25 protein-coding genes are annotated in these 24,696 nt (G+C 27.3%); 14 read left to right on the top strand and 11 right to left on the bottom strand.

The window, feature by feature from the left end; genetic code table 11:
* Nucleotides 1-29: 29 nt before the first annotated feature.
* From AC2TY9_RS14110 to AC2TY9_RS14095, 4 genes are all read right to left on the bottom strand, one after another.
* Entirely contained in the window at nucleotides 30-272 is a 243-nt protein-coding gene (locus AC2TY9_RS14110) for a CcdB family protein (RefSeq protein WP_489778160.1), read from the bottom strand.
* 47 nt (nucleotides 273-319) lie between these two features.
* Nucleotides 320-1,807: an ankyrin repeat domain-containing protein gene (locus AC2TY9_RS14105; protein WP_489778159.1), complete on the bottom strand. Its 1,488-nt coding sequence runs from the start codon at nucleotides 1,805-1,807 to the stop codon at nucleotides 320-322.
* A 304-nt stretch (nucleotides 1,808-2,111) separates the two neighbouring features.
* Nucleotides 2,112-2,372, bottom strand: a complete 261-nt coding sequence (locus AC2TY9_RS14100; RefSeq protein ID WP_489778158.1) for a transposase — start codon at nucleotides 2,370-2,372, stop codon at nucleotides 2,112-2,114.
* A 223-nt stretch (nucleotides 2,373-2,595) separates the two neighbouring features.
* Nucleotides 2,596-3,483 carry a hypothetical protein gene (locus AC2TY9_RS14095; protein WP_489778157.1) on the bottom strand — a complete coding sequence of 296 codons (888 nt, stop codon included), beginning with the start codon at nucleotides 3,481-3,483 and terminating at the stop codon, nucleotides 2,596-2,598.
* Between the two features lie 192 nt (nucleotides 3,484-3,675).
* On the opposite strand from AC2TY9_RS14095, the gene AC2TY9_RS14090 reads away from it, so the two are divergent.
* From AC2TY9_RS14090 to AC2TY9_RS14080, 3 genes are all read left to right on the top strand, one after another.
* On the top strand, nucleotides 3,676-4,359 hold the full coding sequence (locus AC2TY9_RS14090; protein WP_489778156.1) for a lysophospholipid acyltransferase family protein: 684 nt from the start codon (nucleotides 3,676-3,678) through the stop codon (nucleotides 4,357-4,359).
* A gap of 97 nt (nucleotides 4,360-4,456) precedes the next feature.
* Nucleotides 4,457-5,635 carry a peptide-methionine (S)-S-oxide reductase MsrA gene (gene msrA / locus AC2TY9_RS14085; RefSeq protein ID WP_489778155.1) on the top strand — a complete coding sequence of 393 codons (1,179 nt, stop codon included), beginning with the start codon at nucleotides 4,457-4,459 and terminating at the stop codon, nucleotides 5,633-5,635.
* Nucleotides 5,636-6,322, top strand: coding sequence for an SOS response-associated peptidase (locus AC2TY9_RS14080; RefSeq protein WP_489778154.1), 687 nt, complete (start codon nucleotides 5,636-5,638; stop codon nucleotides 6,320-6,322). It begins immediately after the preceding gene.
* Here AC2TY9_RS14080 and AC2TY9_RS14075 read toward each other — a convergent pair.
* The 3 genes from AC2TY9_RS14075 to AC2TY9_RS14065 all read right to left on the bottom strand — a co-directional run bounded on the left by AC2TY9_RS14075 (nucleotide 6,314) and on the right by AC2TY9_RS14065 (nucleotide 7,944).
* Nucleotides 6,314-6,793, bottom strand: a complete 480-nt coding sequence (locus AC2TY9_RS14075; protein WP_489780435.1) for a glutathione peroxidase — start codon at nucleotides 6,791-6,793, stop codon at nucleotides 6,314-6,316. The two genes, AC2TY9_RS14080 and AC2TY9_RS14075, sit on opposite strands and share 9 nt — an antisense overlap.
* Before the next feature lie 134 nt (nucleotides 6,794-6,927).
* Nucleotides 6,928-7,425 carry a SprT-like domain-containing protein gene (locus AC2TY9_RS14070; protein ID WP_489778153.1) on the bottom strand — a complete coding sequence of 166 codons (498 nt, stop codon included), beginning with the start codon at nucleotides 7,423-7,425 and terminating at the stop codon, nucleotides 6,928-6,930.
* A gap of 9 nt (nucleotides 7,426-7,434) precedes the next feature.
* Nucleotides 7,435-7,944, bottom strand: a complete 510-nt coding sequence (locus tag AC2TY9_RS14065) for a J domain-containing protein (protein WP_489778152.1) — start codon at nucleotides 7,942-7,944, stop codon at nucleotides 7,435-7,437.
* A 216-nt stretch (nucleotides 7,945-8,160) separates the two neighbouring features.
* Here AC2TY9_RS14065 and AC2TY9_RS14060 point away from each other — a divergent pair, with 216 nt between their 5' ends.
* Together AC2TY9_RS14060 and bioA are read left to right on the top strand one after the other, a co-directional pair.
* Nucleotides 8,161-9,852: an L-lactate permease gene (locus tag AC2TY9_RS14060; protein WP_489778151.1), complete on the top strand. Its 1,692-nt coding sequence runs from the start codon at nucleotides 8,161-8,163 to the stop codon at nucleotides 9,850-9,852.
* A 76-nt stretch (nucleotides 9,853-9,928) separates the two neighbouring features.
* Nucleotides 9,929-11,197 carry an adenosylmethionine--8-amino-7-oxononanoate transaminase gene (gene bioA / locus AC2TY9_RS14055; protein ID WP_489778150.1) on the top strand — a complete coding sequence of 423 codons (1,269 nt, stop codon included), beginning with the start codon at nucleotides 9,929-9,931 and terminating at the stop codon, nucleotides 11,195-11,197.
* Between the two features lie 12 nt (nucleotides 11,198-11,209).
* Here bioA and AC2TY9_RS14050 read toward each other — a convergent pair whose 3' ends face one another.
* Entirely contained in the window at nucleotides 11,210-13,426 is a 2,217-nt protein-coding gene (locus AC2TY9_RS14050; protein ID WP_489778149.1) for a methyl-accepting chemotaxis protein, read from the bottom strand.
* Nucleotides 13,427-13,428: 2 nt separating this feature from the next.
* Complete coding sequence (locus tag AC2TY9_RS14045; protein ID WP_489778148.1) at nucleotides 13,429-13,830, bottom strand: PAS domain-containing protein; 402 nt, start codon at nucleotides 13,828-13,830, stop codon at nucleotides 13,429-13,431.
* A 276-nt stretch (nucleotides 13,831-14,106) separates the two neighbouring features.
* On the opposite strand from AC2TY9_RS14045, the gene AC2TY9_RS14040 reads away from it, so the two are divergent.
* Genes AC2TY9_RS14040 through AC2TY9_RS14025 form a run of 4 tightly spaced genes read left to right on the top strand, consistent with a single transcriptional unit; the run spans nucleotide 14,107 to nucleotide 17,124 of the window.
* Nucleotides 14,107-14,370 (top strand): DnaJ domain-containing protein, encoded by a 264-nt coding sequence (locus AC2TY9_RS14040; protein WP_489778147.1) that lies wholly within the window; start codon nucleotides 14,107-14,109, stop codon nucleotides 14,368-14,370.
* A 1-nt stretch (nucleotide 14,371) separates the two neighbouring features.
* Nucleotides 14,372-15,802, top strand: a complete 1,431-nt coding sequence (locus AC2TY9_RS14035) for a DUF4139 domain-containing protein (RefSeq protein ID WP_489778146.1) — start codon at nucleotides 14,372-14,374, stop codon at nucleotides 15,800-15,802.
* Between the two features lie 9 nt (nucleotides 15,803-15,811).
* On the top strand, nucleotides 15,812-16,678 hold the full coding sequence (locus AC2TY9_RS14030; protein ID WP_489778145.1) for an ADP-ribosylglycohydrolase family protein: 867 nt from the start codon (nucleotides 15,812-15,814) through the stop codon (nucleotides 16,676-16,678).
* A gap of 11 nt (nucleotides 16,679-16,689) precedes the next feature.
* A complete protein-coding gene (locus AC2TY9_RS14025) occupies nucleotides 16,690-17,124 on the top strand; it encodes a hypothetical protein (RefSeq protein WP_489778144.1) in 435 nt (144 codons plus the stop codon).
* Between the two features lie 30 nt (nucleotides 17,125-17,154).
* Here the strand turns inward: AC2TY9_RS14025 and xth are convergent, their stop codons facing one another.
* Nucleotides 17,155-17,940, bottom strand: a complete 786-nt coding sequence (gene xth / locus AC2TY9_RS14020) for an exodeoxyribonuclease III (RefSeq protein ID WP_489778143.1) — start codon at nucleotides 17,938-17,940, stop codon at nucleotides 17,155-17,157.
* Nucleotides 17,933-18,178 (bottom strand): hypothetical protein, encoded by a 246-nt coding sequence (locus tag AC2TY9_RS14015; protein WP_489778142.1) that lies wholly within the window; start codon nucleotides 18,176-18,178, stop codon nucleotides 17,933-17,935. The genes xth and AC2TY9_RS14015 overlap by 8 nt, the downstream gene beginning before the upstream one ends.
* A 96-nt stretch (nucleotides 18,179-18,274) precedes the next feature.
* Between AC2TY9_RS14015 and AC2TY9_RS14010 the strand changes: the two genes are divergently transcribed.
* From AC2TY9_RS14010 to AC2TY9_RS13990, 5 genes are all read left to right on the top strand, one after another.
* Entirely contained in the window at nucleotides 18,275-18,991 is a 717-nt protein-coding gene (locus AC2TY9_RS14010; protein ID WP_489778141.1) for a sulfite exporter TauE/SafE family protein, read from the top strand.
* 13 nt (nucleotides 18,992-19,004) lie between these two features.
* On the top strand, nucleotides 19,005-20,171 hold the full coding sequence (locus AC2TY9_RS14005) for an MFS transporter (protein ID WP_489778140.1): 1,167 nt from the start codon (nucleotides 19,005-19,007) through the stop codon (nucleotides 20,169-20,171).
* Between the two features lie 46 nt (nucleotides 20,172-20,217).
* Nucleotides 20,218-22,845, top strand: coding sequence for a PAS domain-containing sensor histidine kinase (locus tag AC2TY9_RS14000; RefSeq protein WP_489778139.1), 2,628 nt, complete (start codon nucleotides 20,218-20,220; stop codon nucleotides 22,843-22,845).
* The gene (locus AC2TY9_RS13995; protein WP_489778138.1) at nucleotides 22,838-23,545 is read left to right on the top strand and encodes a response regulator transcription factor; all 708 of its coding nucleotides are present in this window, start codon (nucleotides 22,838-22,840) and stop codon (nucleotides 23,543-23,545) included. Before AC2TY9_RS14000 ends, AC2TY9_RS13995 begins: the two co-directional genes overlap by 8 nt.
* A gap of 114 nt (nucleotides 23,546-23,659) precedes the next feature.
* Entirely contained in the window at nucleotides 23,660-24,673 is a 1,014-nt protein-coding gene (locus AC2TY9_RS13990; RefSeq protein ID WP_489778137.1) for a TAXI family TRAP transporter solute-binding subunit, read from the top strand.
* Nucleotides 24,674-24,696 lie beyond the last annotated feature (23 nt).

Below are 24,696 nucleotides of genomic sequence, written 5' to 3'. Positions count from 1 at the left end.
GGCAAGTGCAGGTGATAACTATAACTTTATTAAAAACCATAAATTAAAAAATCTATTGAATTTTTAATTTCATCTTTTCCTTTTTTTAAAGTAGCTATTTTTTCTAGAAGTTCACTTGAAAAAACTGTACCTATTTGAGATGTTGTTAGATATACTTTTTCATCATTTATTATAAATTCTTTTGTTAAACCTTGCACATCTTTTATATCTCTCATTAGTAGAGAGAATGAAAGTTTTAAAAAAAGAGATACATCATCCCTTATATTTAACAATTTGCTTTAGTGTCATATCCATATATTTATCCTCTATTTCTAATATTTTAATATTTAAGTAAATCTTTAATTTTTTTACTTACATATTTATCATTTTTAATACGCTCATAGGCTGTTTTACCATTTTTGTCTTTAATCATTTTGTCTGCACCTAAATCTAAAAGAATCTTCACTTTTTTTGCAGTTTTTGCGTTCATTAACGCTGTTTTACCTCCACTATCTTTAATATTTATATCTATCCCATTATCAAGAACTATTCGAATTATTCTCTCGTCATCTTTTGCGTAAGCAAGTATAAGTGGACTATAATCGCATGATTGATTAAAATTACCTTTTATTTCTGCTAATTTTTTCAAACCTAAAACATCTCCTTTTTTAGCAGCATCAAATACTTGATCACAATTACCTTTTTCTGGATGTATATCCATCTTTTTTAGTGCATTAAGATCAAGTTTCCATTTTTTTGCTAAATCATATCCACTTACGCCATTTTTATTTTTAATACTTGCATCAGCTCCTTCTTGCATTAAAATTCCAGCAGAATAAGTATCAAGCTGCATAAGAGCCATATGCAAAGAAGTGTTTCCTTTATCATTTTGTGCATTAATATCAAACCCCTTTGACAATAAGTATCTTATGATATTTGGATTTCCACCTAATGTAGCTGCCATTAATAAATTGACACCATTGTTCATTACTTGTTTAATATTTGCTTTTCTTTCAACTAAATAGAAAAAAAACTCTTCATCATTCTTAGCAGCAGCAATAAAAATAGGAGAATCCCCATTTTTTGAAACAGCATTTATATCAGCATTTTCAGAAATATATTTTTTAATCTTATTTAGTTTTCCTTTTTGAATAGAATATAAATAATCAGCTTTACCTTTTACATAACCAAAATCTTTTGCCTTTCCTACAATCTCAAAGTTTACTGCATAAGGTTTACATACGGCATTTAGATTTTTTTTCTTTAACTCTTCATTGCATTTAGCAAAAGCAACATCTTTTGCTGCTTGGATAGTAAATTTCTTTTTACTTTTTCCACATACCTCTTTCCCTTGAGCATCTCTAGCAAAATAAAAAGACTGATGTTGTTTACCTCGAAGATAAAGTTTAAAGGAAAAAAGACATTTACTACTATTTATAATATCTTTCCCATTTTTAAGGTATTTAGAATATTCATCTTTTGACAAATATCTATTTGATTTTGGAACAATTGGAATAAAATCACCTTTTTTTACAATAAGTTTTCCATTTTCATCAATGACTTTACACTCAACATTTAGTTTTCCTTTCTTACAATATTTTAAAGCAGTTTTTCTAGCTTCTTCTATATTATATCCACTTCCCCAACCACAAGAACTTTTTCCATTAGTTTCCATTCCATATGCAAAAGCTTTGATATTAGGATTTCTCATATATTTTTTTTCATAACTATTAAGACAGTTTCCATACATAACAGTTTCTGGAGTAATTTTTGAACTTGCCATTATAATGTCTAAAAATAACAAGAATATAAACATGATTTTTTTCATTTTTTTCCTTTAGAGCGTGTAGTGATTAAATATATTAAATATATTAAATTTATAATTATATAGATTATTTATAAGATAATTTTTGATGATAACAAAAATTATCTTATAAATTCATAATAATTTAGACAGTTCTTTTTTTATTATATATTTTTGATTGAACTATGACTAAATAAATGAAATAAAGGGGACAGGCACCTTTTTTAAAAGGAGTCTTTTTTAGGTCTACCCCTTGGTCTAAGTGTAGATTCAAGACCATACCTTTTACATATCATGTATTGCCAGTTTTCATCAAGTATTGGATCATCTATGTTTTCACTCTTTTATTTGCAGATGAGTATTTATAATCTATACAATCCTTAACTATCTTAGCCCTTAAAGGATTTGCTTCTACATATCTTAATAGTGTTAATAAATACTCTTCCTTTTGTACAATAAAACTTTTGTATCTTCCTTGCCATAGATGACCAGATAATTTATATCTTTTATTGTAATATCTAACATAGCTTGAATTAATAAAATGCATAGCTAACGATAGATTTTCTCCAATGGGAGTATAAAATAACACCCCAGAGGATGAATCTCTACTTTTGAGATTAAAAAATATAAGTCTACAAATTAAAGTTTTTAGTTAAAAAGTTTTACTTTGTAGATGGAACAGTTTCCCCATGTTGTTATATGGTAGATAAAAATTTGGTTAAAACAAAGAAGGAGATAAAAAAGATTTTGGATAAAAGATAAATGGGGACAGCCACCTTTTATTATTATCACCTCACCTTATCTTATCTAACTTATTGATAATTTATATAATAAGGTTTTTCCCAAATTTTTCTACCAAAACTCTCTTCAAACCCTAAAATCTCTTTCGGGCTCATGATTTTTGTATCAGTTTCATAAAATATTTTAAATCCACTTTTTGCGATATTTAGTTCTTCTTGAGTATAAAGATTATTGTAAATTTTTATTTTTACAGCAGGGTTCCCATGTCCATCGATATTATAGATTAGATTCACATTCTCAAATTTTTCAACTTCTTCTTTTTTTCTTAACATTCTTGGATGAAACATATGAACAATTAATTCTTTTTTACTTAAATTATTCTCTTCAATATAATTATTTACTAATCTTTGGACTTTATTTAAATCTTGAGCAAAAATATGACCTACATATCTTCCTGGAGGATATCTTCTATGTTTTGGAATTTTAAACTCAGGGTCAATTGCTAGGTGTACATTATTATATTTAAGGTATTTTAATACAATTTTCACTGCTTCACTTGGAGTATTTGTTCCCATTTGAAGATCAATTATTACTTTAAAGTTTTCCTTTTCTGCTTTATTGATAAAATTCATTAAACTTTTGTGAGATAGTCTTAACATATAATCATTTCTTCTTCCTGCATCAGGAGTAGCTAATCCATAGATTATATGAAATGCCATTTGAACTTCAAAGTTGTTACCTAATTCTTTCTCATAAAATGATTTTTTATTGTGCATCTTTTTTACAAGTTCATCCAAATTATTTTGACCTAAGATACCAAGAGATCTTGTGTTTGGTCTTCCATAAAATCCTATCAAGATTTTTTCTTTTTCGATATTTGTTTTTATTGTATTATTTGCAAAAATATTCTCCACAAAAAATAATATAAAAAGTGCTAATATTTTTATAATCTTCCCCATTATCATTTTCCCCAAAATGTTTTAAAGTTGGAAGTATAATGTAATAGAATAAAAACTAATTTAACCCAGATTCATATTCTTATTTTTTTGATGAATCTGTTCAAATTAAAAAGAAAAATACTGATTAATGAATATTATATGATAGCTTTGATATTATGCCAATCTTTAATCTCTAAATATAGTAGGATAGAATTGAATTTAAAACAAATAAGCATGGCAATTTACGCCACATATCTAACAAACAGTTATGGATTTAAAATAAAAAAAGTAAAAACTTCAAAAGAAAGAATACGTTTGAGGGAAGAATATTCTAAAAAGCTTTTAAAAAAGTTGAATATTAGTATAGAAGTATTAAATGAAGAGGCAATACCTAAAGAGGGTAAATATCTATTAATCTCAAATCATAGAAGTATCATTGACCCATTGATTATTGAATTAGCTTTAGAAAAAAGCAATATCAATGGATTTTGGGTTTCAAAGAAAGAATTATATAACTCTTTTTTCTTTGGTACATTTGTAAAAAATGCTGGCTCAATTCTATTGGATAGAGAAGCTTCAAATATGTCATCTTTTTTTAAAGAGACTAAAGAGGTTGTAAAAGAAGGTCACTCAATTTATATCTTTCCTGAAGGTACAAGAAACAAAGAAAATACACCACTTAGTTCATTTAAAGAAGGTTCGAGAATTATTGCTTTAAAGAACAGGTTAGATATTTTACCTGTATATATAAAAACAAATGCAAATGAAGTATTGAAAGAAGCGATAAATAAAAGAACAAAAGATTTAAAAATAAAAATTCAAATTGGAGATATTATCTCTTATAAAGATAAAACACCCCTTGAAGAAAACTATAAGAATCAGTTTTTGATTAACTAATTTAAAAGAAGATCAATATATAAAAGTAAAATATCACTTCACATAGAGTAAACATTTATGTGCTATATTTCCATTATAAAGTTTTAAAGGATTTATTATGATAGCTGAAATTGTATTTGCTGCAGGGTGTTTTTGGGGTGTTGAAAAACATTTTGAATCAATTCCTGGGGTAGTTGATGTAAAATCTGGATATGTTGGTGGTAATTATGAAGACCCAACATATAAAAAAGTATTGAAATATAGAATGACAAATGATAAAACTATAATAAATTATACAGAAGGTGTTCTTGTAAAATTTGATAAAGAAAAGGTTGATGCAAAGGCACTTATAAAATCTTTTTGGGAAATTCATGATCCAACACAGTTAAATCGTCAAGGAAATGATATTGGAAACAATTACAGAAGTGCAATTTTTTATACAAATAATTTTCAAAAAGAAACTGCACTTAATACAAAAGTTAAATATCAAAAATTACTAGAACAAGCTGATTATGGGAAAATAGTTACACAAATAAAACCTTTACAAAAGTTTTGGGTAGCTGAAAATTATCATCAAGACTATTTAAAAAATAACCCTAATGGCTATTGCCCAAACCATGCTACAGGGGTGAAATTTGAACCTGATAAGATAAATTATCCTGCCATTATTCCTTTAGGTGATAAAGAGATTATAGTAGTTGAATCAGAAGGTTATTGCCCTTATTGTGAAAAATTTGAAAAAGATGTTTTATCTTCTTATAAAGGGACACTTCCTATAAGAAAAGCAGTTTCAAAACAATTAAGTAAATTTGAAATTAAAACAAAAATAGATGCTACACCAACAATTTTATTTATTGAAGATGGCAAAGAGGTGTTTTCTCACAAAGGTTATTTAAGTAACAAAGAGTTTTATGAAGTATTTGGAAAGTTCAAATTAGGTGAGGATACTGAAAGTTTCAATGTGGCATTTAATAAAGGAACTGATAATAGGTTTTGTAAACAGTATGAAATTTTTAAGAATACTCCAGATGGAGTCTTTGTAGATAAATTATCAGGTGAAATTCTATTTGATACAAAAGATAGATTTAATTCTGGTACTGGTTGGTTGAGTTTCTATAAGGCTGTTGATGGTACAACTATTGAAAAAACTGATTTAAGTTATGGGATGATTAGAACAGAAATTTTAGCTAAGAAAAGTGGAATACATTTGGGTCATGTTTTTGATGAGATGGGGCATAGAAGATTTTGTATCAATGCAACAGTTTTAGATTTTGTTCCAAGAGATGAGGTGCAATAGTTGCCTGGACGTTTAGCAATTTTTGATGATAAAAGCTTTAAAAATGATTCAAAAGAGTTAATAAAAAATAATATGGTTGGGGCTTTACTGCCAAAATATAATATAGCTCCAACTTTACCAATACCTGCACTTTTAAATAATGGAAACTATTTATATGCCCATTTTGGATATCTTCCTTCATGGGCAAAAGATAAAAAAAGTATGAATATAAATGCAAGAAGTGAATCTATCTTTGAAAAACTTACCTTTAGGGATTCATTTCGTTATAGACGATGTATTATTCCAATAAATGGGTTTTTTGAGTGGGAAGTAGAAGATAAACAGAAAACTCCATATTTTGTAAAAGACAGCAAAAATGATTATTTAGCTATTGCAGGGGTTTGGGATGAGTATTTTGATATTGATTTAAATATGAAAATAGTTACTGTTGCACTAATTACTTGTGATGCAAATGAAAAATTAGGAAAGATTCATCACCGTATGCCCGTAGTATTAGAAAAAAAAGATTTTTCCAAATGGTTGTATAGTGAAAATCTGAAAGAGATAAATTCACTTTTCAATATATATCCAAGTGAAAGTCTTGAACTTTATGAAGTTTCATCAAATGTAAATAAAGTTTTATTTGATGAATCTTCATGTATTAAAAAGGTAGAAAAACTAGAAAAAGGGCAAAAAACTCTATTTTAGTAGTTCTATAATTTTTGGTTCAATATCTTCAGGAGTTGTTATAGAACCATATCTTTCAACTATTTTCCCATCTTTATCAATTAGAAATTTTGTAAAATTCCATTTGATAGCTTCAGTTCCTGCAAAACCAGGTGCATTCTCTTTTAAATAATCATATAGAGGATCTGCATTTTCGCCATTTACATCAATTTTTGCAAACATATCAAATTTTACTCCAAAAGTTAAGGTACAAAACTCTTGAATCTCTTTATTTGTTCCTGGCTCTTGGTTTGCAAATTGATTTGAAGGAAAACCTAAAACCATAAAGTCTTTATCTTTATATTTGTCAAAAAGATTTTCTAATCCTTCATATTGACTTGTAAAACCACATTTACTAGCTACATTTACAATAAGTAAAACCTTGTCTTTATACTTAGACAATGATATCTCTTTGCCCTCTATATCTTTTACTTTAAAGTCATAAATACTCATATCATTTCCTTTTGCTAATGAAAATGACAAACTTAATACAAGTGTCATTAATATTTTTAAAATCATTTTAAATCCTTTTTTAAATTTTATCCATATTTAAAATCTTTTAGTATAGATTTTTGATTAGTTAATAACTAAAAAAAGATACTTTTACCCATTATAACATCATCATGGTCAACAAATCTATTACAGTTTACACCCTCTAATGCAATACACATATTTTGCCATTGTTTAGAGTGTCCACCATTTTTCTTTGTAAAATTTTCTTTTACAAATATTAGTGCATGGGCATACTCATGGGGCAATACATCATCTATCATATAATCAGAACTCTCTTTAAACCTTTTTTTATTTAGATATATTGATATTTGTCCATTTTTAGAATAAGTTGCTGCACCAAAAAGTTTTGAGGGCATTTTATCGGAGATAATTAAAGGAATTTTTTTATTTATTCCAAATCTTTGATAGCTTAGTTTTTCAAGATAGTATTGTTTTTGTTTGACTTTTTGAACTATAGTTTCATCAAGGGGATTGTTTTTAAAGTTGAAAGTATTAATCCAAGAGTAGATTAAAAAAATCGAACCTAAGATTGTAATACTTAAGAAAAAGTAGTTCAATTTTTTTAAAAACATCTTACTCTCCTAATTAGGAAATGCCTTTAAAAGTACATCTTTATAGTGATTTAGTTTTTGCATCAATCCATCACCATGATTATTAATATCAGGATGATACTTCTTTGCTAATTCTTTGTACCTTTTTTTTATTTCATCTCTTGTTGGATCACTAGTAAACCCGAAAAAATCTTTTGCCTCACTAAGTTCAGATAAAGAGTTAAAGCCTCCTTGTCCAAAGTTACCTTGATTAAAACCACCTTGTCTAAATCTCTCTTCAAAGTCTCTAAAATCAAAATTACTATTGTTAGTTGAATTTGAACTAAAATCTTGACCATTAAATGTAAATTTAAAACCTTGATTATGAACTTGCTCTTTAAACTTCTTTTTAAACTGATAAAAAGCGTAATAAGCAACAGCAATTAAAACAAAAATTATAATTAAAAATGTTCCAAAATTTGTAAAAATCAAATAAAGTATTCCAAAAAATATTCCCCATTTGATTAAACTGTTAATAATATATGCTAATTCTCTACCCATATGTGTAAATAACCTTAAATTTTTTGAATTTGATTATACTATTTTTACCCTTTTAATGTGTTTCTTTTGTGTAGTTTTTTCTTGTCATATGATATTTGTGTGACAAAACTGTTGACATATGCTTAAAAGTTGATTAAATAATAAACATATGACAATTTATCATGCGTTTTTCATTTCCTTGATTTATCATTTTGATAACGAAAGAAGGAGAACGAGATGGAAATAGGTACACAAGCCTTTTTTGCAGCATTACCAATTATTGTTGCTGCAGTATTATTAGTTGGTCTTAGATTACCAGCTAAAAAAGCTATGCCAGTTGTATATTTAGTTACTACAGCTGTTGCATTATATGTTTGGGAAGTTACATTCAACAGAGTATTAGCTTCTACTATTCAAGGGCTATTAATCACTATAGCAGTTTTATGGATTATCTTTGGTGCGATTTTATTGTTAAATACTTTAAAACACTCAGGTGCTATTAAAGTAATTAGACAAGGTTTTAACAATATCTCTCCAGATAGAAGAATTCAAGTTGTTATTATTGCATGGTTATTTGGTTCATTTATTGAAGGTGCTTCTGGATTTGGAACACCTGCAGCAATTGCCGCACCACTAATGGTTGCAATTGGATTTCCTGCAATGGCAGCAGTAATGGTTGGTATGATGATTCAATCAACTCCTGTATCATTTGGGGCAGTTGGAACTCCAATTTTAATTGGTGTAAATAAAGGTTTAGATTCTGAAGGTATTGGGGCTACACTACAGGGTTTAGGCTCTAATTGGGAAGCCTATTTACAAATTATTACAAGTGAAGTTGCAATTGTACATGCTATTACAGGTACATTAATTCCTTTATTTATGATTATGATGATGACAAGGTTTTTTGGTAAAAACAAATCTTGGACAGAAGGTTTATCAGCAATTCCATTTGCTATTTTTGGTGGATTAGCATTTACAATTCCTTATGCTTTAACAGGTGTATTCTTAGGAGCTGAATTCCCATCATTAATTGGTGCTTTAGTGGGACTTGCAATTGTTACAACTGCAGCTAAAAAAGGTTTCTTAGTTCCTAAAAATACTTGGGACTTTGCTCCAAAAGAAGAGTGGCCAGTTCATTGGGTATCTAAATTGGAAATTAAAATGGATTCTATGAATGAAAAAGTTGATATGTCTTTAACAAGAGCATGGATTCCTTATTTATTAGTTGCTGTAATCCTAGTATTAACAAGAGTTTCAGATGAAGCAAAAGCATTTGTTAAATCTTGGGTTATACCATTTAAGGATATTTTAGGTGAAGGTTTAGGGTATTCTATTGTTCCTCTTTATTTACCAGGTGGTATATTAGTATTTGTTGTATTAGTTACTTACTTCTTACACAAAATGGAATTTAAAGAGATGAAAGAAGCTTTAAGTGAATCTTCAAAGGTTATGTTAGGAGCTGGATTTGTACTTGTATTTACTATTCCACTTGTTAGAATCTTAATTAATTCAGGAATTAATGATGCTGGATTTGATTCTATGCCTGTTGCAATGGCAAACTTTGTAGCAACATCTGTTGGCGATATTTATCCATTGTTTGCTCCTATGGTTGGTGCATTGGGAGCATTTATTGCTGGGTCTAATACTGTTTCAAACATGATGTTATCTCAGTTCCAATTTGGAGTTGCTGATGCTTTAAGTGTTTCAACTGCCTTTATGGTTGCACTTCAAGCAGTTGGAGCAGCTGCTGGTAATATGATTGCTATTCACAATGTTGTTGCAGCAAGTGCAACTGTTGGTTTACTTGATCAAGAGGGTGAAACATTAAGAAGAACAATTATCCCTACAATTTATTATTGTTTAGTAGCGGGTATTATAGGACTTGTTGGTATGTATGTTCTAGGGCTTGCAGATCCATTAATGAAATAAAAACTTAATCACTTACAAAAGTGTCCAAAAAGTAAAATGAGGGTATAATTGCCCTCATTTTTTTTAAAGGGACACTATGACAAATATAGACAAAGAACATATCTGGCATCCTTACGCTTCTGTTTTAAATCCAAAAGATACAATCAAAATTAAAAGTGCAAATGAAGTATATTTAAATCTTGAAGATGGTACCTCTTTAATTGATGGAATGTCTTCATGGTGGTCAGTTATTCATGGATACAATAACAAAAAAATAAACTCGGCAATAAATGAACAAACATCTAAAATGTCCCACGTGATGTTTGGTGGTTTAACCCATGACCCTGCAATAGAATTAACTCAAAAACTACTAAATTTACTTGATGATAGATTAGAGAAAATATTTTATTGTGATTCTGGTTCTGTTTCAATTGAGATTGCTATGAAAATGGCATTACAATATCACTACAAAGAAAATAATAATACAAAGACTAGATTTTTAACAGTTAGACGAGGGTACCATGGTGATACTTTTGGTGCAATGTCTGTTTGTGACCCAGTTACAGGAATGCATACAATTTTTAGTGAATTTCTAACAAAAAACTATTTTGTAAGTGAACCTAAATCAAAGTTTGATGAAGAGTTTGAGCAAAGTGATTTAGATGAGATGAAAAATTTCCTTGAGGAAAATCATGAGAATATAGCTGCAGTTATTATTGAACCAATAGTTCAAGGTGCTGGAGGTATGAGATTTTATTCTCCAAAATACTTAGAAGGTTTAAGAGAACTTACTAAAAAATACAATGTTTTATTGATTTTTGATGAAATTGCAACAGGTTTTGGAAGAACTGGTAAACTATTTGCTTATCAACATACAAATATTATCCCTGATATTATGACTATTGGAAAAGCCTTAACAGCTGGTTATATGACTATGGCTGCAACAATTACAACTAAAGAGGTAGCCCTTGGAATAGAAAAAAATGGAAACATCTTAATGCATGGACCAACATTTATGGGTAATCCACTTGCGTGCAAAGTTGCTTCAACTAGTATTGATTTATTGGAAGAAAACAATTGGCAAGAAAATGTTTTAAGAATAGAAAGCTATTTAAAAGAGAATCTTACTATTTGTGAAAATCTTGATTTAGTTAAAGAGGTTAGAGTATTAGGTGGTATTGGAGTTGTTGAATTACATGAAAATGTTGATATGCTAAAAGCCACAGAAGAGTTTGTTAAAAGAGGGGTCTGGATTAGACCATTTATGAAATTAATCTATATTATGCCTCCATTTATAACTACAAACGAGCAACTTCAAAAATTAGTAGATGCCATCTATGGTACTGTAGAAAAACTACAAGATTAATATCTTGTAGTTTTAGTTATTCCATTTTTTCTTATTTAATTCATCTTCAATTCTATTTGAGATTTTGTTCATTTCAATAGATGCATCATTTGTTTGTGCTGCAATTTGAGCATTTTCTTGGGTTTGTCTATCAAGTATAGAAATTGAATCATTAATTTGAATAACTCTACTCTCTTGTTCTTTACTTGTTAATTCTACTTCATTTATTAGTTCAATTGTTTGATTAAGTTTTTGAGTTAAATTATCATAACCAGATATCATCTCACCAGAAATGTTTTTACCTTGATTTGCTTTTGTTGCTGCATTTTCTACTAATCTTTTTATTTCATTTGCTGCTTCTGCACTTCTACCAGCTAGGTTTCTAACTTCTTGTGCAACAACTGCAAAACCTTTTCCAGCTTCTCCTGCTGTTGCTGCCTCAACTGCCGCATTTAAAGATAAAATATTTGTTTGGAATGCTATTTGGTCAATAAATGAAATAGCTTCATTGATAGCTTGAACCTCAGAATTAATCTCATCCATAGAAGATGTTGTTTCCTTTGCAAGCTTTTGACCATTTTCTGAGACATTAAACAACTCTTTTGAGAATTCAGACATTTGGTGAACATTTCTAGTACTTTCTTTTATGTTTGTTGTGATTTCATTAATAGCGGCTGAAGTTTCTTCAATAGAAGCTGCCGCATGATTAGAATTTGTATTTAATGAATCAACATTTCTCAATAAAATATCAGAGTTACTTCTTAAAATTTCACCTTGATTTTTATTTTCATTTAGCATCTCAACAATAGAATCCCTTACAGAATTTATACCTTCTACTAACTCTTTATATTGACCTGTCATTTTTGAGTCTAGGTGTATTTTTTCATTATAGTCGTATTCAACATATTTTTTTAACACAGTTAATATCTCATTAAACATTTTTTGTTGTTCATCCATTGTTTTATTTACAATGTTTACAAATGTTTGTACTTGTGGAGTAGAAGCGGGACTTTTGATTCTATATTCTAAGTTACCTTGTTGCATTTTATTTAGTGTTAAAATTGTTTCACCTGCACACAGCATATCAAGTTCAGTTGATTCTGCTATATCTATTACATTTTTATTAATAAGTTTTGCTAGATCACAAAACTCATCTTCTCCTTTTAAGTCTATTGGTTCAAACTCATTTGATTTTCTTTCAATATAGTTAAAGAAACCTAAGAAACCTCCATATACTTTATCAAGTGAATTTCTGATATTTCTATTTATCATAGAAGAGATTAATCCAATTATTAAGAAAAATACAATTAAAAGAAATATTTTTGTATTTAGTCTATTTGAAAATTTATCCATTTTATTTTTTGAAGTTTTAATTATCTCCTTTGAGATTGAGTCATCGATTTTTTTGAGCATATTAATTTTACCTGTGATTTTTGCAAACCAATAAGTTGCTTCAGCTTCAAGATTTTTATTTAAAATCTCTTTCTCAATTCTTTTTACTTCATCTACATCATCACCTTTTAATATTGAGTGGAAAGATTGTTTATACTCCTTTGTTGCAAATGTTAAGAATTCATTCATATAAGTTTCTTGAACAACAATAAGTGATAAAAACTTATTGTAAAGATCAAGTTTTTTGGAAGCAAGCATATTTGTTCCAACAGCCCTTTGAATTCCTGCTCTTTCTTTACTCATCAAAAAATTATAATATGCGAGTACCTTTCTTGAGATTTTTTTATCTTTTACCACATTCATTGATGATGGAATTATACTTAATAAAACAGCATTTATATTTGTATAATATGATAAGGCATTGCCTATTTTTATATTCAATGCTGTAACATCATTTCTAGTAGAAGTAAGTTTATTAAAATCATCATATACCTTATCAAACTTGATTAAGGTTTCTTCTCTTAACATAGATTTATCTAGATTTTTATAAATTAGTTTAAACTCTTGAACCCTTTTGTCTGTTAGTTTTCTTTGCTTAGGCAGTGTATCTTTAAATTTTGCACCTTTACTACCAATATATCCAGCTGTCATACCTCTTTCTTTTTGTGTTTCATGAACTAAAAGAGATATTGATGTAGAAATTTTCATTATCTCATTAAGCTTCTGATATTCAGACTTTTTAGTATAACTATCATAAATAAAGATTAAAGAAAATGATATAGCTAATAAAAAAGGAATAACAATTAATAAAATTAATTTTGTCTTGATTTTAAGATTTGATAAAATAGAATTAAACATGATTATTCTCCCCTCTTCATTTCACTATACAACTTAGTATATTTATCAATCTCTTTTCTTGAAGCTTTTCTTCTACAGGATATATAACCTTTTGATCCGTCTGAGGAAGTAAAAGGGAAAATAGTAGCAAATACCCAATAGAATTTTCCTGATTTTGTTTTATTCTTTACAAAACCTTTCCATCTTTTATCATTTTTTATCGTCTTCCATAAGTCTTCAAAAGCAGCCTTTGGCATATCTTCATGTCTAACCATATTATGAGGATTGCCCACAAGTTCATCTAATGTATACTCAGCATATTCACAAAATTCATCATTTGCAAACTTTATAATACCTTTCTCATCAGTTTCTGAAACTAAAAAAGATTTATCATCTAGTATTAATTCATTATTTATTATTTCCATTCCCCACTCCTAGTAAAATAATTCTAACATATGAAATATTGTTATTATTGATTTTTATTTATGATATCTGGTTTTTTCTATACTTTTGTTAAAAAAAGGAACATAATGTAATTGTAAAATAAATATACAAATTATAAAATTATATAAAGCATTTTTAGTGCTTTTATAAGTTATTAATAATATTTTAAAATACTCTTATTAAAGATATTTTAATTTTTATAAAGTATTATGATTTCACAGAGTTTACACAGTTATGAAATATATTAGGGAAAAAGAATGGATTATGAAGATTTTGAAAAAGCAGTTGATTTATTTGGTATTTTGACAAAGACAACAAAAAATGATTTGAAAAAAAAATATTTAAAGCTTTCAAAGGAATTACATCCTGATATGCCAAATGGTAGTGATGAAAAATTTCAAGAATTGCAAGCGGCATATGATTTGCTAAACTCATATATGGATGGATTTGCTTTTTCTTTTGAAGAAGAGGAGTTTAAAACTCAATTTCCGTCTTTTACAAACTATAAAAATTGGAGATAAAATGAAAAAACCACTTATATTTTTGATGCTCGCAACATCAATATTTGCAAATGTTGATATCAAAAGTTTAGATATATACAAAAATTTAACTTTTGTAAAACAAAAATTAGATTCTAAAAAAAATACTCAAAAACTATTAGGGCAAGTTAAAATTGAGAATATTAGATTTTTAAAGGAAGATAACTGTTCGATTGGTGATTATAGCTTAGAAAATAAAGAAGAGAATGATGAGTTGTCAAAATTGATTTCAGAAGCAAAAGATAAGATTGTTTATAAAGAAAATAGAATAAAAGCTTTAAAAAGTAACATTGCATTTTTAGAAAATACTTCATTTAATTCAGTAAGTAATTCAAAGATGCTTCAAGAAAGCTCAAATTTTTTGAAAAAAGAGATTTTAGAAAACTACAATCATATCTATGAAATAGAAGGTTTTATTAAAGAGGATAAAAAAGAACTTAATGAACTTCTAAAAAAAAGAACCACTGAAAATACTATTTTTTTAAATTATGATTTAAAATGTGACAAAGATGTATTTGTTTATTACCCTTTAAATAATATTAAGAAAGATGGTCTTTACGATATAAATTATAACTCAAATAAAAAAGAATTAGAGATTAAAAATTCTTACTTTATAACACAATCAACTGGAATTGATTTTAAAAATATTGATATAAACCTTTATTCTTTTTCATATGTTGATATGGTTCAACCTAGAAAATTTTATCCTCAATATTTAGATTTAAATATACCAGTTGCATTAAACTCTTCAAAGGTGATGATAAAGAAAGCAAGAGTTGAAAGATTTAATGATATGGCAGCAACACCTAGTTATGAATATAATGAAGATACAACTAGGTCATATTTTACTGCTTTAAATGTAAATTTAAAAAGTGGGAAAAAACAACAAGTTTTATTTTCAAATGAAAAATATAAAGCCCAAAACTCTATTGAAATTGATGGATATTCTTCATCTAAAGCTTTCTATAAAGTTGATTTTAAAAGTGATAAGTTATATGGGTTTATAAATTCAAAACTATACTTAAACGATTCATATATTGGAAAAATAAATATAAATGGTATAAAAAAAGATGAAGATAATAGCCTATATTTTTCGAATAATAGATTTATTGATGTTAAAAAAGAACTTATAAAAGATATGAAAGAGGAACCATTTTTTAGTTTAAATAGATTAAAGACTCAAAAGATTTGGAAATACGAAATTAAGAATAATGGCAAGAAAGAAGAGTCTATTTCACTTATTGAAAGAGTTCCAGTATCTAAGCATGAGGATATAAAAATAGAACTTATTGGTTCAACAAAAGTCACAAAATTAGAAAAAAATGGTAAAATCACTTTTGATTTCAATCTAAAACCAAATGAAATAAAAACTATAGAATTTGGTTACGAGATTTTAAAACCTAATAAAAATTAAGGGGATTAAATGTTTGATACAAAAAAAGTAAAAGAGTTGGTTTTAAGTACACTTGTGGCAGATTCATACTCTTTGGCTACACATTGGATTTATGATGAAAAACAATTAAGTGAACTTGATATTAATTGGGAATTATTAAATGATGCCAAGGGTGTTTGGCATAGGGGTAAAGTTGCAGGTGATTTTACTCACTTTGGTGACCAAACATATTGGTTATACCAATTTTTAGAAGATAAAAATCAGTTCAATGTAGATGAATATATGGATTATTGGAAAAATAAAATAGATATATACAATGGCTATATTGATGGTGCTACAAAAGGCACTTTAGAAAATATAAGTAAAGGAATAGAACCAACAGGAAGTTCTTCAACTGATTTATCAATTATAGGAAGAATTGCTCCGTTGTTATTGGTTTCTAAAACTAAAGAAGAATTTTTAGAAAATATTTCAAAGTTTGTATCTTGTACACATAATTCAAAAGAGGCTTTAGAAGCTTCAAGATTCTTTGGTGAATTGTTTTTAAAAGTTTATGAAGGTGAAAATATTGAAGAGGCTATCCTTTCTTTAAAAGATAGTTTTGATACAAAATTACAATCATATATTTATAGTGGTGTTGCTTCAAAAACAGATGAAACTTTTGATGCGATAAGAGGTTTTGGACCAGCATGTAATATTGATGGTGCTTTTCAAGGGGTAATTCATCTATTATGTAAGTATGATGATTTCAAACAAATGTTAATTGAAAATGCAAAAGCTGGTGGAGATAATAGTGCTAGAGCTATGTTAGCAAGTTTTATTTATATGGCAGCTCCAAATAAAAATCTAACAAAGATACCAAATGATTGGCTAAATATTAAAGCTACAATTATATAAAGAGGAAATTTATGATTAAAACACTAATTAGTACAAATAAATTTTATGTTGAGTTGACATTAGCTTCAATAATTTTTACTGTTGCATTATTTATGGATAGATTGATGGATGCAATTATCTATATGCTTTATTTTGTAATTTTTTTAGAAATTACTAGAGCAGTTGTTAATTATATTAGAGAAGAAAGAGTTATATTAACAACTTTAGTTGATGCATTTGTAATATTAGCTTTAAGAGAATTAATTGTAAATGTTGTAAAAATAAATGATAAAAATATTGACTCTTGGAACTCTCTTTTTAATTCTCCAATGAATTTTAATATTATGGTAATTTCAGGAGTAATATTGTTTTTATTGCTAGTTAGATATTTAGTTATAAAAACATCTCATAGGTGTATTTTAGGGCGTGATAAAAATTGTGATGTTGATGATACAATCAAAATTTAAACTAATGAAGAATAGGTAAAAACCTATTCTTTAAAGTTCTATTTCAATTCCAATTGGGCAGTGGTCACTTCCAAATACATCATCTAAAATAAAGGCATCTTTTACATTATCTTTTAAATCTTCACTTATATAAAAGTAATCTATTCTCCAGCCAACATTATTTGCCCTTGCATTTGCTCTATAAGACCACCAAGAGTATTTATCTTTAATATCACCATTAATAAGTCTAAAAGTATCAATATATCCATGGTCTAAAAATTTTGTAATCCAATCTCTTTCCATTGGTAAAAACCCTGAAGTTTTTTCATTTGCTTTAGGCCGTGCAATATCTATTTCAGTGTGTGCAGTATTTACATCTCCACAAACAATAATAGATTTCCCCTCTTTTTTAAGGTTTTCACAGTGCTCTAAAAATCTATCGTAAAATTCCATTTTATAAACTAGTCTTTCCTCTTTTGATTGACCATTTGGAAAATATACATTGAAAAAGGCAATATCTTTATTTCCTAGTGTAAAGTGAACTTCATTTATTCTTCCTTCATCAAGAATATCAACACTTGGGCAATTACAAGTAAAAGTAGGTTCTATATCTGTAAAAAGTGCTGTTCCACTTCTACCTTTTATTGCAGATTGGCTTGCAAATAATGTTTTATAATTCTTTTCAAATATAGAATCTGGAATTTGCTCTTTAGTAGATTTTGTTTCTTGAATACCAATTAAATCAATGTTTGCTTCATCAACCCATTTCAAAGCCTCTTTTTTATCAACTGCTCTAATACCATTTACATTCCACGAGATAAACTTATATCTACTCATTCTTTTCCTTTAATTCTTTAATTTCTTCTATTTTGTCAACTTTTATAAATTTTTCATTGTTTGTATTTTCTTTATTCTCTTTTTTTTTGCTACCTAGTGCATTAAAGCTATTGGAAAACCCTTTATTTTGAATCATAGAGTCACCTTTCCCACCATGCATATCTATCTGACCTTTTTCATAGGCAAAAGCAAAAGAGCTTAAGAAAACTATTAATGTTACAGTTTTAAACCTTTTCATTATATATCCTTTAAATTTGTTTCGTATTATTACAAAAATTCTGCACACTAAGTCTAAATGTGCTATTTTACGAAAAAAATTTAATAAAGATATAAAATGTCTACAGAAATATTATTAGGAATACTTACATTTTTTACATCAACAATTGCAGGAGTAGTTGGCCTTGGTGGAGGAATGATTCTAATTGCTATTCTTCCAAGCTTTTTACCTGTAAATGCAATTGTTCCTGTTCATGGTCTAACTCAAATGGCAAGTAATTTAAGTCGTGCAGTTTTTGGATGGAGTGATGTAAAGGTTGAAGTGATTCCAAAATTTTTAATTGGCTCAGTTTTAGGCGTTTCTTTTTTTGCAACAATTTTATATTTTATCTCTTTAACATACGTGCCTTTATTTATTGGTTTATATATTTTACTCTCTTTGTGGAGTGATAAGTTTAATAAAAAAATAGAAAGATTTGAAAGCTATTATTTAATAGGTTTTGTACAAAGTGGACTTTCATTAATTGTTGGTGCCACAGGACCAATTGCTACTACACTTTTGGTAAAAGATTATAATGATAAGCATGTAGTTGTATCAACTGCAGCTGCATTAAAAAGTATAACTCATACATTAAAAGTTATCACTTTTATATTTTTTGGTTTTGTATTTTTTGATTATTTAGGAATTTTAGTTGCTATGATAATTGGTGCAGTTATTGGAAGTTGGACTGGTACAAAACTAAGGGATAAAATTGATGGTAAAAAATTTATACTGGTTTTAAAGATTTTATTATCATTAATGGCAATAAAACTTATAGTTAGTTTGTTTATATAATGCAAGTTTACATATGAATAGTTTATTTAAATCAAGGGTTGCTTTACTTTATGTAATGTCAATCTCAATGGTATTTTCTTTTTCTGCTTGGATGAGTTTACTAAATAACTTTGTTGTGGAAGTTGCTTCTTTTGATGGTAGTCAAATAGGGATATTACAAAGTCTTAGGGAAATCCCTGGATTCTTGGCCTTTACAGTTGTTTTAGCAATTATATTTATTGCTCAACAAAGGCTTGCTTTTTTATCTATGATAGTTTTAGGTATTGGTGTTTTATCAACTGGATTTTTCCCCACTGCTTTAGGTCTTTATATCACAACTGTAATTATGTCAGTTGGTTTTCACTATCTTGAAACTTTAAATCAATCCTTATCCTTACAATGGTTAAGTAAAGAGAAGGCTCCAATTATTCTTGGAAAAATTACAGCTGCAAAATCTTTTACCTCTTTAATTGTATTTGTTTTAATATATATAATGATGAAATTTTATTCTGTAGAGTACAAATATGTTTATGCTTTCTTTGGAGTAGTGACACTTATAGTTGGTATTATCTCATGGATAATGTTTGAACATTTTAAAGATGATGTTGTCCAAGAAAAAAAATTACGTGTAAAAAAAGAGTATTGGTTGTTTTATTTCTTAACTTTTTTAGCAGGGGCTAGAAGACAAATCTTTGTTGTATTTGCAGGGTTTTTATTAGTTGAAAAGTTTGGTGTAGATATTCATAATATGGTAAGTTTATTATTTGTAAATGCCATATTAAATATGTACTTTGCACCTGCAATAGGTAGATTTATTACAAAATTTGGAGAAAGGATAACCTTACGATTTGAGTATATTGGACTTATTATAGTTTTTATCTCTTATGCCTTTGTTGAAAATATTTATGTGGCATATGGATTATATGTTGTTGATCATCTTTTATTTTCTATGGCAATTGCTTTAAAAACTTATTTCCAAAAAATAGCAGATCCAAAAGATATAGCTAGTGCTAGTGCCGTTTCCTTTACTATAAATCATATTGCAGCAGTTTTTTTACCAGTATTACTTGGACTTGTATGGTTATATTCAAATTCACTTGTTTTTATAATTGGCGCGTTAATTGCTTTTTTATCTTTTGCTCTGTCTTTTTTAATCCCAGAACATCTAAATCAAGGTTTTGAAACTACATTGAAAAAATAATGAAACAATTTTGACTTTTTTGTTTTTTATATGATACTATCTGTTTATGAGTTCAAAAAATAAAAAAGTCTATGATTTAGAATATATTGAAAAAATATTTAAAGTAATACCTCTAACTTTTATTTTAATACTTTCGATTGTCTCAGTTTTTATCGCCTATGTTATTTCAGAATCTAAACAAAATCGTGAACTTGATCTTTTAAAACAAAAAACACAATTACAAAATCAATTTGAAAAAAAAGAAATTCTATTAGATTTTTCTAAAAATGTAGAAACAAGAGTTACAATTGAATTAAATAAAATTAGTAAAACTTTACAAGAACATGCCCATAAAATAATAGGAAATCTTAATAGTAAAGATGAATTAAAATTTGATACAACAGTTCATTTTTTAGAAAAATATGAAAAGAACAATTGTGTAGAGATAGTTCTATTTGAAAATCATCCTTTAAATATAGTTTATGGTCACGATAAAATTGTATTTTTATCAAAGCTAATTTTTGGGGATTATAATGAGATTTATAAACAAATAGTTTTAAAATATATTAGTTCTCAAGGAAGGTACAACCTACAAGAATGGAAAAATGACCTTACAGGGGCATTAAGACTAAGTTTTTTTGATACTTTTGAAATCAATAATAAAAAATACTATGTGGGAACTTTCTCAAAGCTTGAAAATATAAGATATATTACAAAAAATCTAATTATTGATGAGATTGATTCAAGTAATAATACAGATAAATATACTATATGGTTTTATGATTTAATTACAAGATTAACTTATAACTATCAAAATAAAAAACTTTTTGACAATGTTAATGTACTTTTATCAAAAAAAGATTACAGTAAAAAATTTGAGATATTAGAATATTTTGACAACAATGAACAGATGAATGAAAGTTTCAGTAACTATATTCTATATAACAATAGATTTAAATATTTTATAGCCATTGATTATAACAAAAATGTAGAAATCAATGAAATAGAGATTAGAAATAAATATAAAGCTTTATATTCTGAAATTACTAGTTATATAGTTTTTATAGGATTATTACTAATAATATTTTCTTTACTATTTTCCAATTTCACAAAAAAGATTCTTGATAGATATAACAATATGTTAAGTGAGAAAACTAAACTTTTAACCCACTGGAAAAATAGATTTGAATTGGCAATTATTGCATCTAATGATGGTTTATGGGATATTGATTTCAATACAAATGAGATATATTTTTCTGATAAGTGGTTGGAGATTTCAGGATATCTAAGGGGTGAAATCAAGAAATTTTCTGATTGGTTTTCTTTAATTCATAATAAAGATAAAGATAGTGTGAAATATCTTTTTGATGAAATATTTGAAGAAAAAAGAGATAGTTTTATTTGTGAATATAGGTTAAGAATTAAAAGTGGAAACTTTAAATGGATACTTGCAAGGGGTAAACTTTTTATAGATAAAGACACTGGGCATAAAAGAATGCTTATGATGTCAATGGATATTGATAAAAATAAAAGGTTAAAAAAAGAGCTTTTAGATGTTGAACTACTTGTTGAAGATGGAAAAATTGTTATCTTTAAACTTTTCAATGATGAAAATTTAAGTATAAAATATATTTCAAACTCAATAAAAAACTATGGCTTTACTAAAAAGAGTTTTGAAACAAATGAGATGAATTTTTTAGACCTTTTTTATAAAAAAGATATTGATACTATAAAAGCTGCTATGAATGCAGCTATTAATAAAAATCTTTCAGATTTCACTTTTGAATGTAGAGTTTTAAATGCGGCAAATCAGATTAGATGGGTTTCTTGTAGAGTTATTTTATTAAAAGATCATAGTGGTAATTTAGTAAATTTTTATGGTTATATGAGTGATATAACAAAAATTAAATTAAGTGAAGAGGAATTAAAAAATAAAATCAATGAAGAGCTTGACAAAAATAGAGAAAAAGACAGAATCTTAATTCAACAAAGTAAGCTTGCCGCAATGGGAGAAATGCTTGGGAATATAGCTCATCAATGGAGACAACCATTAAATAATATCTCCTTGTTTCTATCTTTTATAAAAGATGGTTATAAAAATGAGAAAATTACTTTTGATATATTAGAAAAGTATTTTGATAAATCTTTTCATCAAATCGAATATATGTCTCAAACAATCGATGACTTTAGAAATTTTTATAGACCATCAAAACAAAAAAATAGATTTGATATTAAACATGCGATTGATTCAACTATTGAGATAATTAAAGCACAAATTAAAGATGAAAATATAAATCTTCAATTAAATATTTCAGAAAATATTTTATATGGTTTTGAAAATGAATTGAAACAATCTCTTTTAAATATATTTAATAATGCCCTTGATGCAATTAAATCAAAGTCAAAGGAAAAAGATTTTGTAAAATATATAAAAATAGATTCAAGAGAGGAAAACAGTTTTATACAAATCAAGATTGAAAATAATGGTGGAAGAATAAATGAAGAGATAATTTCAAAAATATTTGAACCATATTTTACAACAAAGTTTGAAAGTCAAGGTACGGGAATAGGTTTATATATGACAAAATCAATAATAGAAACAAATATGAATGGAAAAATAAAAGTTGAGAATATTGAAGATGGGGTTGTTTTTACAATTAAACTACCTATTTTAAAAGGAAATGAAGATGAGTAATTCAATTACTAGAGTTTTACTTGTAGAAGATGAAGATGATGCTAGAGAGATTTTAGAATTTTATTTAGATACAGTTTTTGATGAGGTTGAAGTTGCCTCAAATGGTTTAGAGGGTTTAAATATATTTAGTGAAAATTTAAAAAATGGGAAACTTTTTGATGTAATTGTTACAGATATACGAATGCCTCAATTAGATGGACTTTCAATGCTTGAAAAAATTACACAAAAAAATGAAAATCAAAAGTTTATAATTGTCTCTGCATATAAAGATGAAGAGTATTTATTTAGATCAATAAATCTAAATGTTATCAGTTATTTTGTAAAGCCACTTGTTGTGGAAAATATAATGGGAATTTTAAAAAAATTGAAAAATTCTATTTTAGAAAAAAATGAAAAAATAGAAACACAAGATAATGATTTGACAAAAATAAATGAAATCTACTTTTACAGTAAAGATAAAAAACTTTTATATGATAAAGATGAGTTAGTAAATTTATCAAAAAAAGAGACACTTTTATTGGATGCAATGATTAGAAAAAAAGGTGAAATTATTACAAATGAATACTTGAAAAAATCTGTTTGGAACGATTCTAAGACTTCTGATGCGACATTAAGAACTGTAATTAAAAGAGTTAAAGATAAGGTTTCAAAGGATGACTTCATAGTTTCAAAAAAAGGAATGGGATATATTATAGAATAAAAGAAATGCCATTTTAATGGTCATCCAAAATAAATTTTAATATTTTGAAACAATTTTGAAACAATTTTGCAGTTTTTATGTTATACTTTCAATGTAATAAAAAAAGGAGATTACATGAGAATGAATTTACTAAAAAAACTAGCAATTGGTTCTATGCTAACTGCAGCACTTCTTACAAGTGCGAACGCTAAAAAAGAAGAAAAATATGTAATTGCAACTGCAAGTACAGGTGGAACTTTTTATCCTGTTGGAGTTGGAATTGCAACAATAGCTTCACTTAAATTAGCAAAATCAAATAAAATCACATTTTCTGCAATTACAAGTGCAGGTTCTGGTGAAAATGTAAGTATGATGGAAAATGGTGAAGTAAACTTTGGTATTTTACAAGGTTTATTTGGTTCAATGGCATGGCAAGGAAAAGCAAAATATGATGGGAAACCAAAAAAAGATTTAAGATCTGTAACAATGCTTTGGCAAAACGTTGAGCAGTTTACAATTAAATCAGATTTTGCAAAAACTGGAAATATAAAAGATTTAAAAAACCTTTATGGTGAAAGATTCTCAATTGGTGGAAGAAACTCTGGGTCTAGAGTATCTGCTGAAACAATTATGGGTTCACTTGGAATTGATTATAACAAAATGGATGTACAATATTTAGGTTATTCTCCAAGTTCAACTGCACTTCAAGATGGAAAAGTTCAAGGAATGAATACACCATCAGGACCTCCAACATCTGCAGTTACTAATGCTTTTGCATCAATTGGAAATGATAATATTAGAGTTTTAGATTTCAATGCTGATGATTTAACAAAAATCAATGCAAATTATCCTGTATGGACTCCATTTAATATTAAAGCAGGAACATATCCAGGACAAGAAAAAGATATCAATACAATTGCGCAACCTAACCTTTTAGTTGTTACAAAAGATACGCCTGAAGAGACTGTATATTTACTTACTAAAACAATTTATGAAAACTTACCTTTCTTAAACACAGTTCATAAAGCAACAAAAGCTATGTCTTTACAAAAAGCGATTGATGGTTTACCAATGCCATTACATCCAGGTGCAGCTAAATACTACAAAGAGCAAGGTATTAATATTCCTAATGCTTTAATTATCAAATAAAAAACATAAAGAGGATTTTCCTC

Source organism: Arcobacter sp. ISO1, from assembly GCF_058105185.1.
This window is presented reverse-complemented; position numbering and strand designations above follow the sequence as displayed.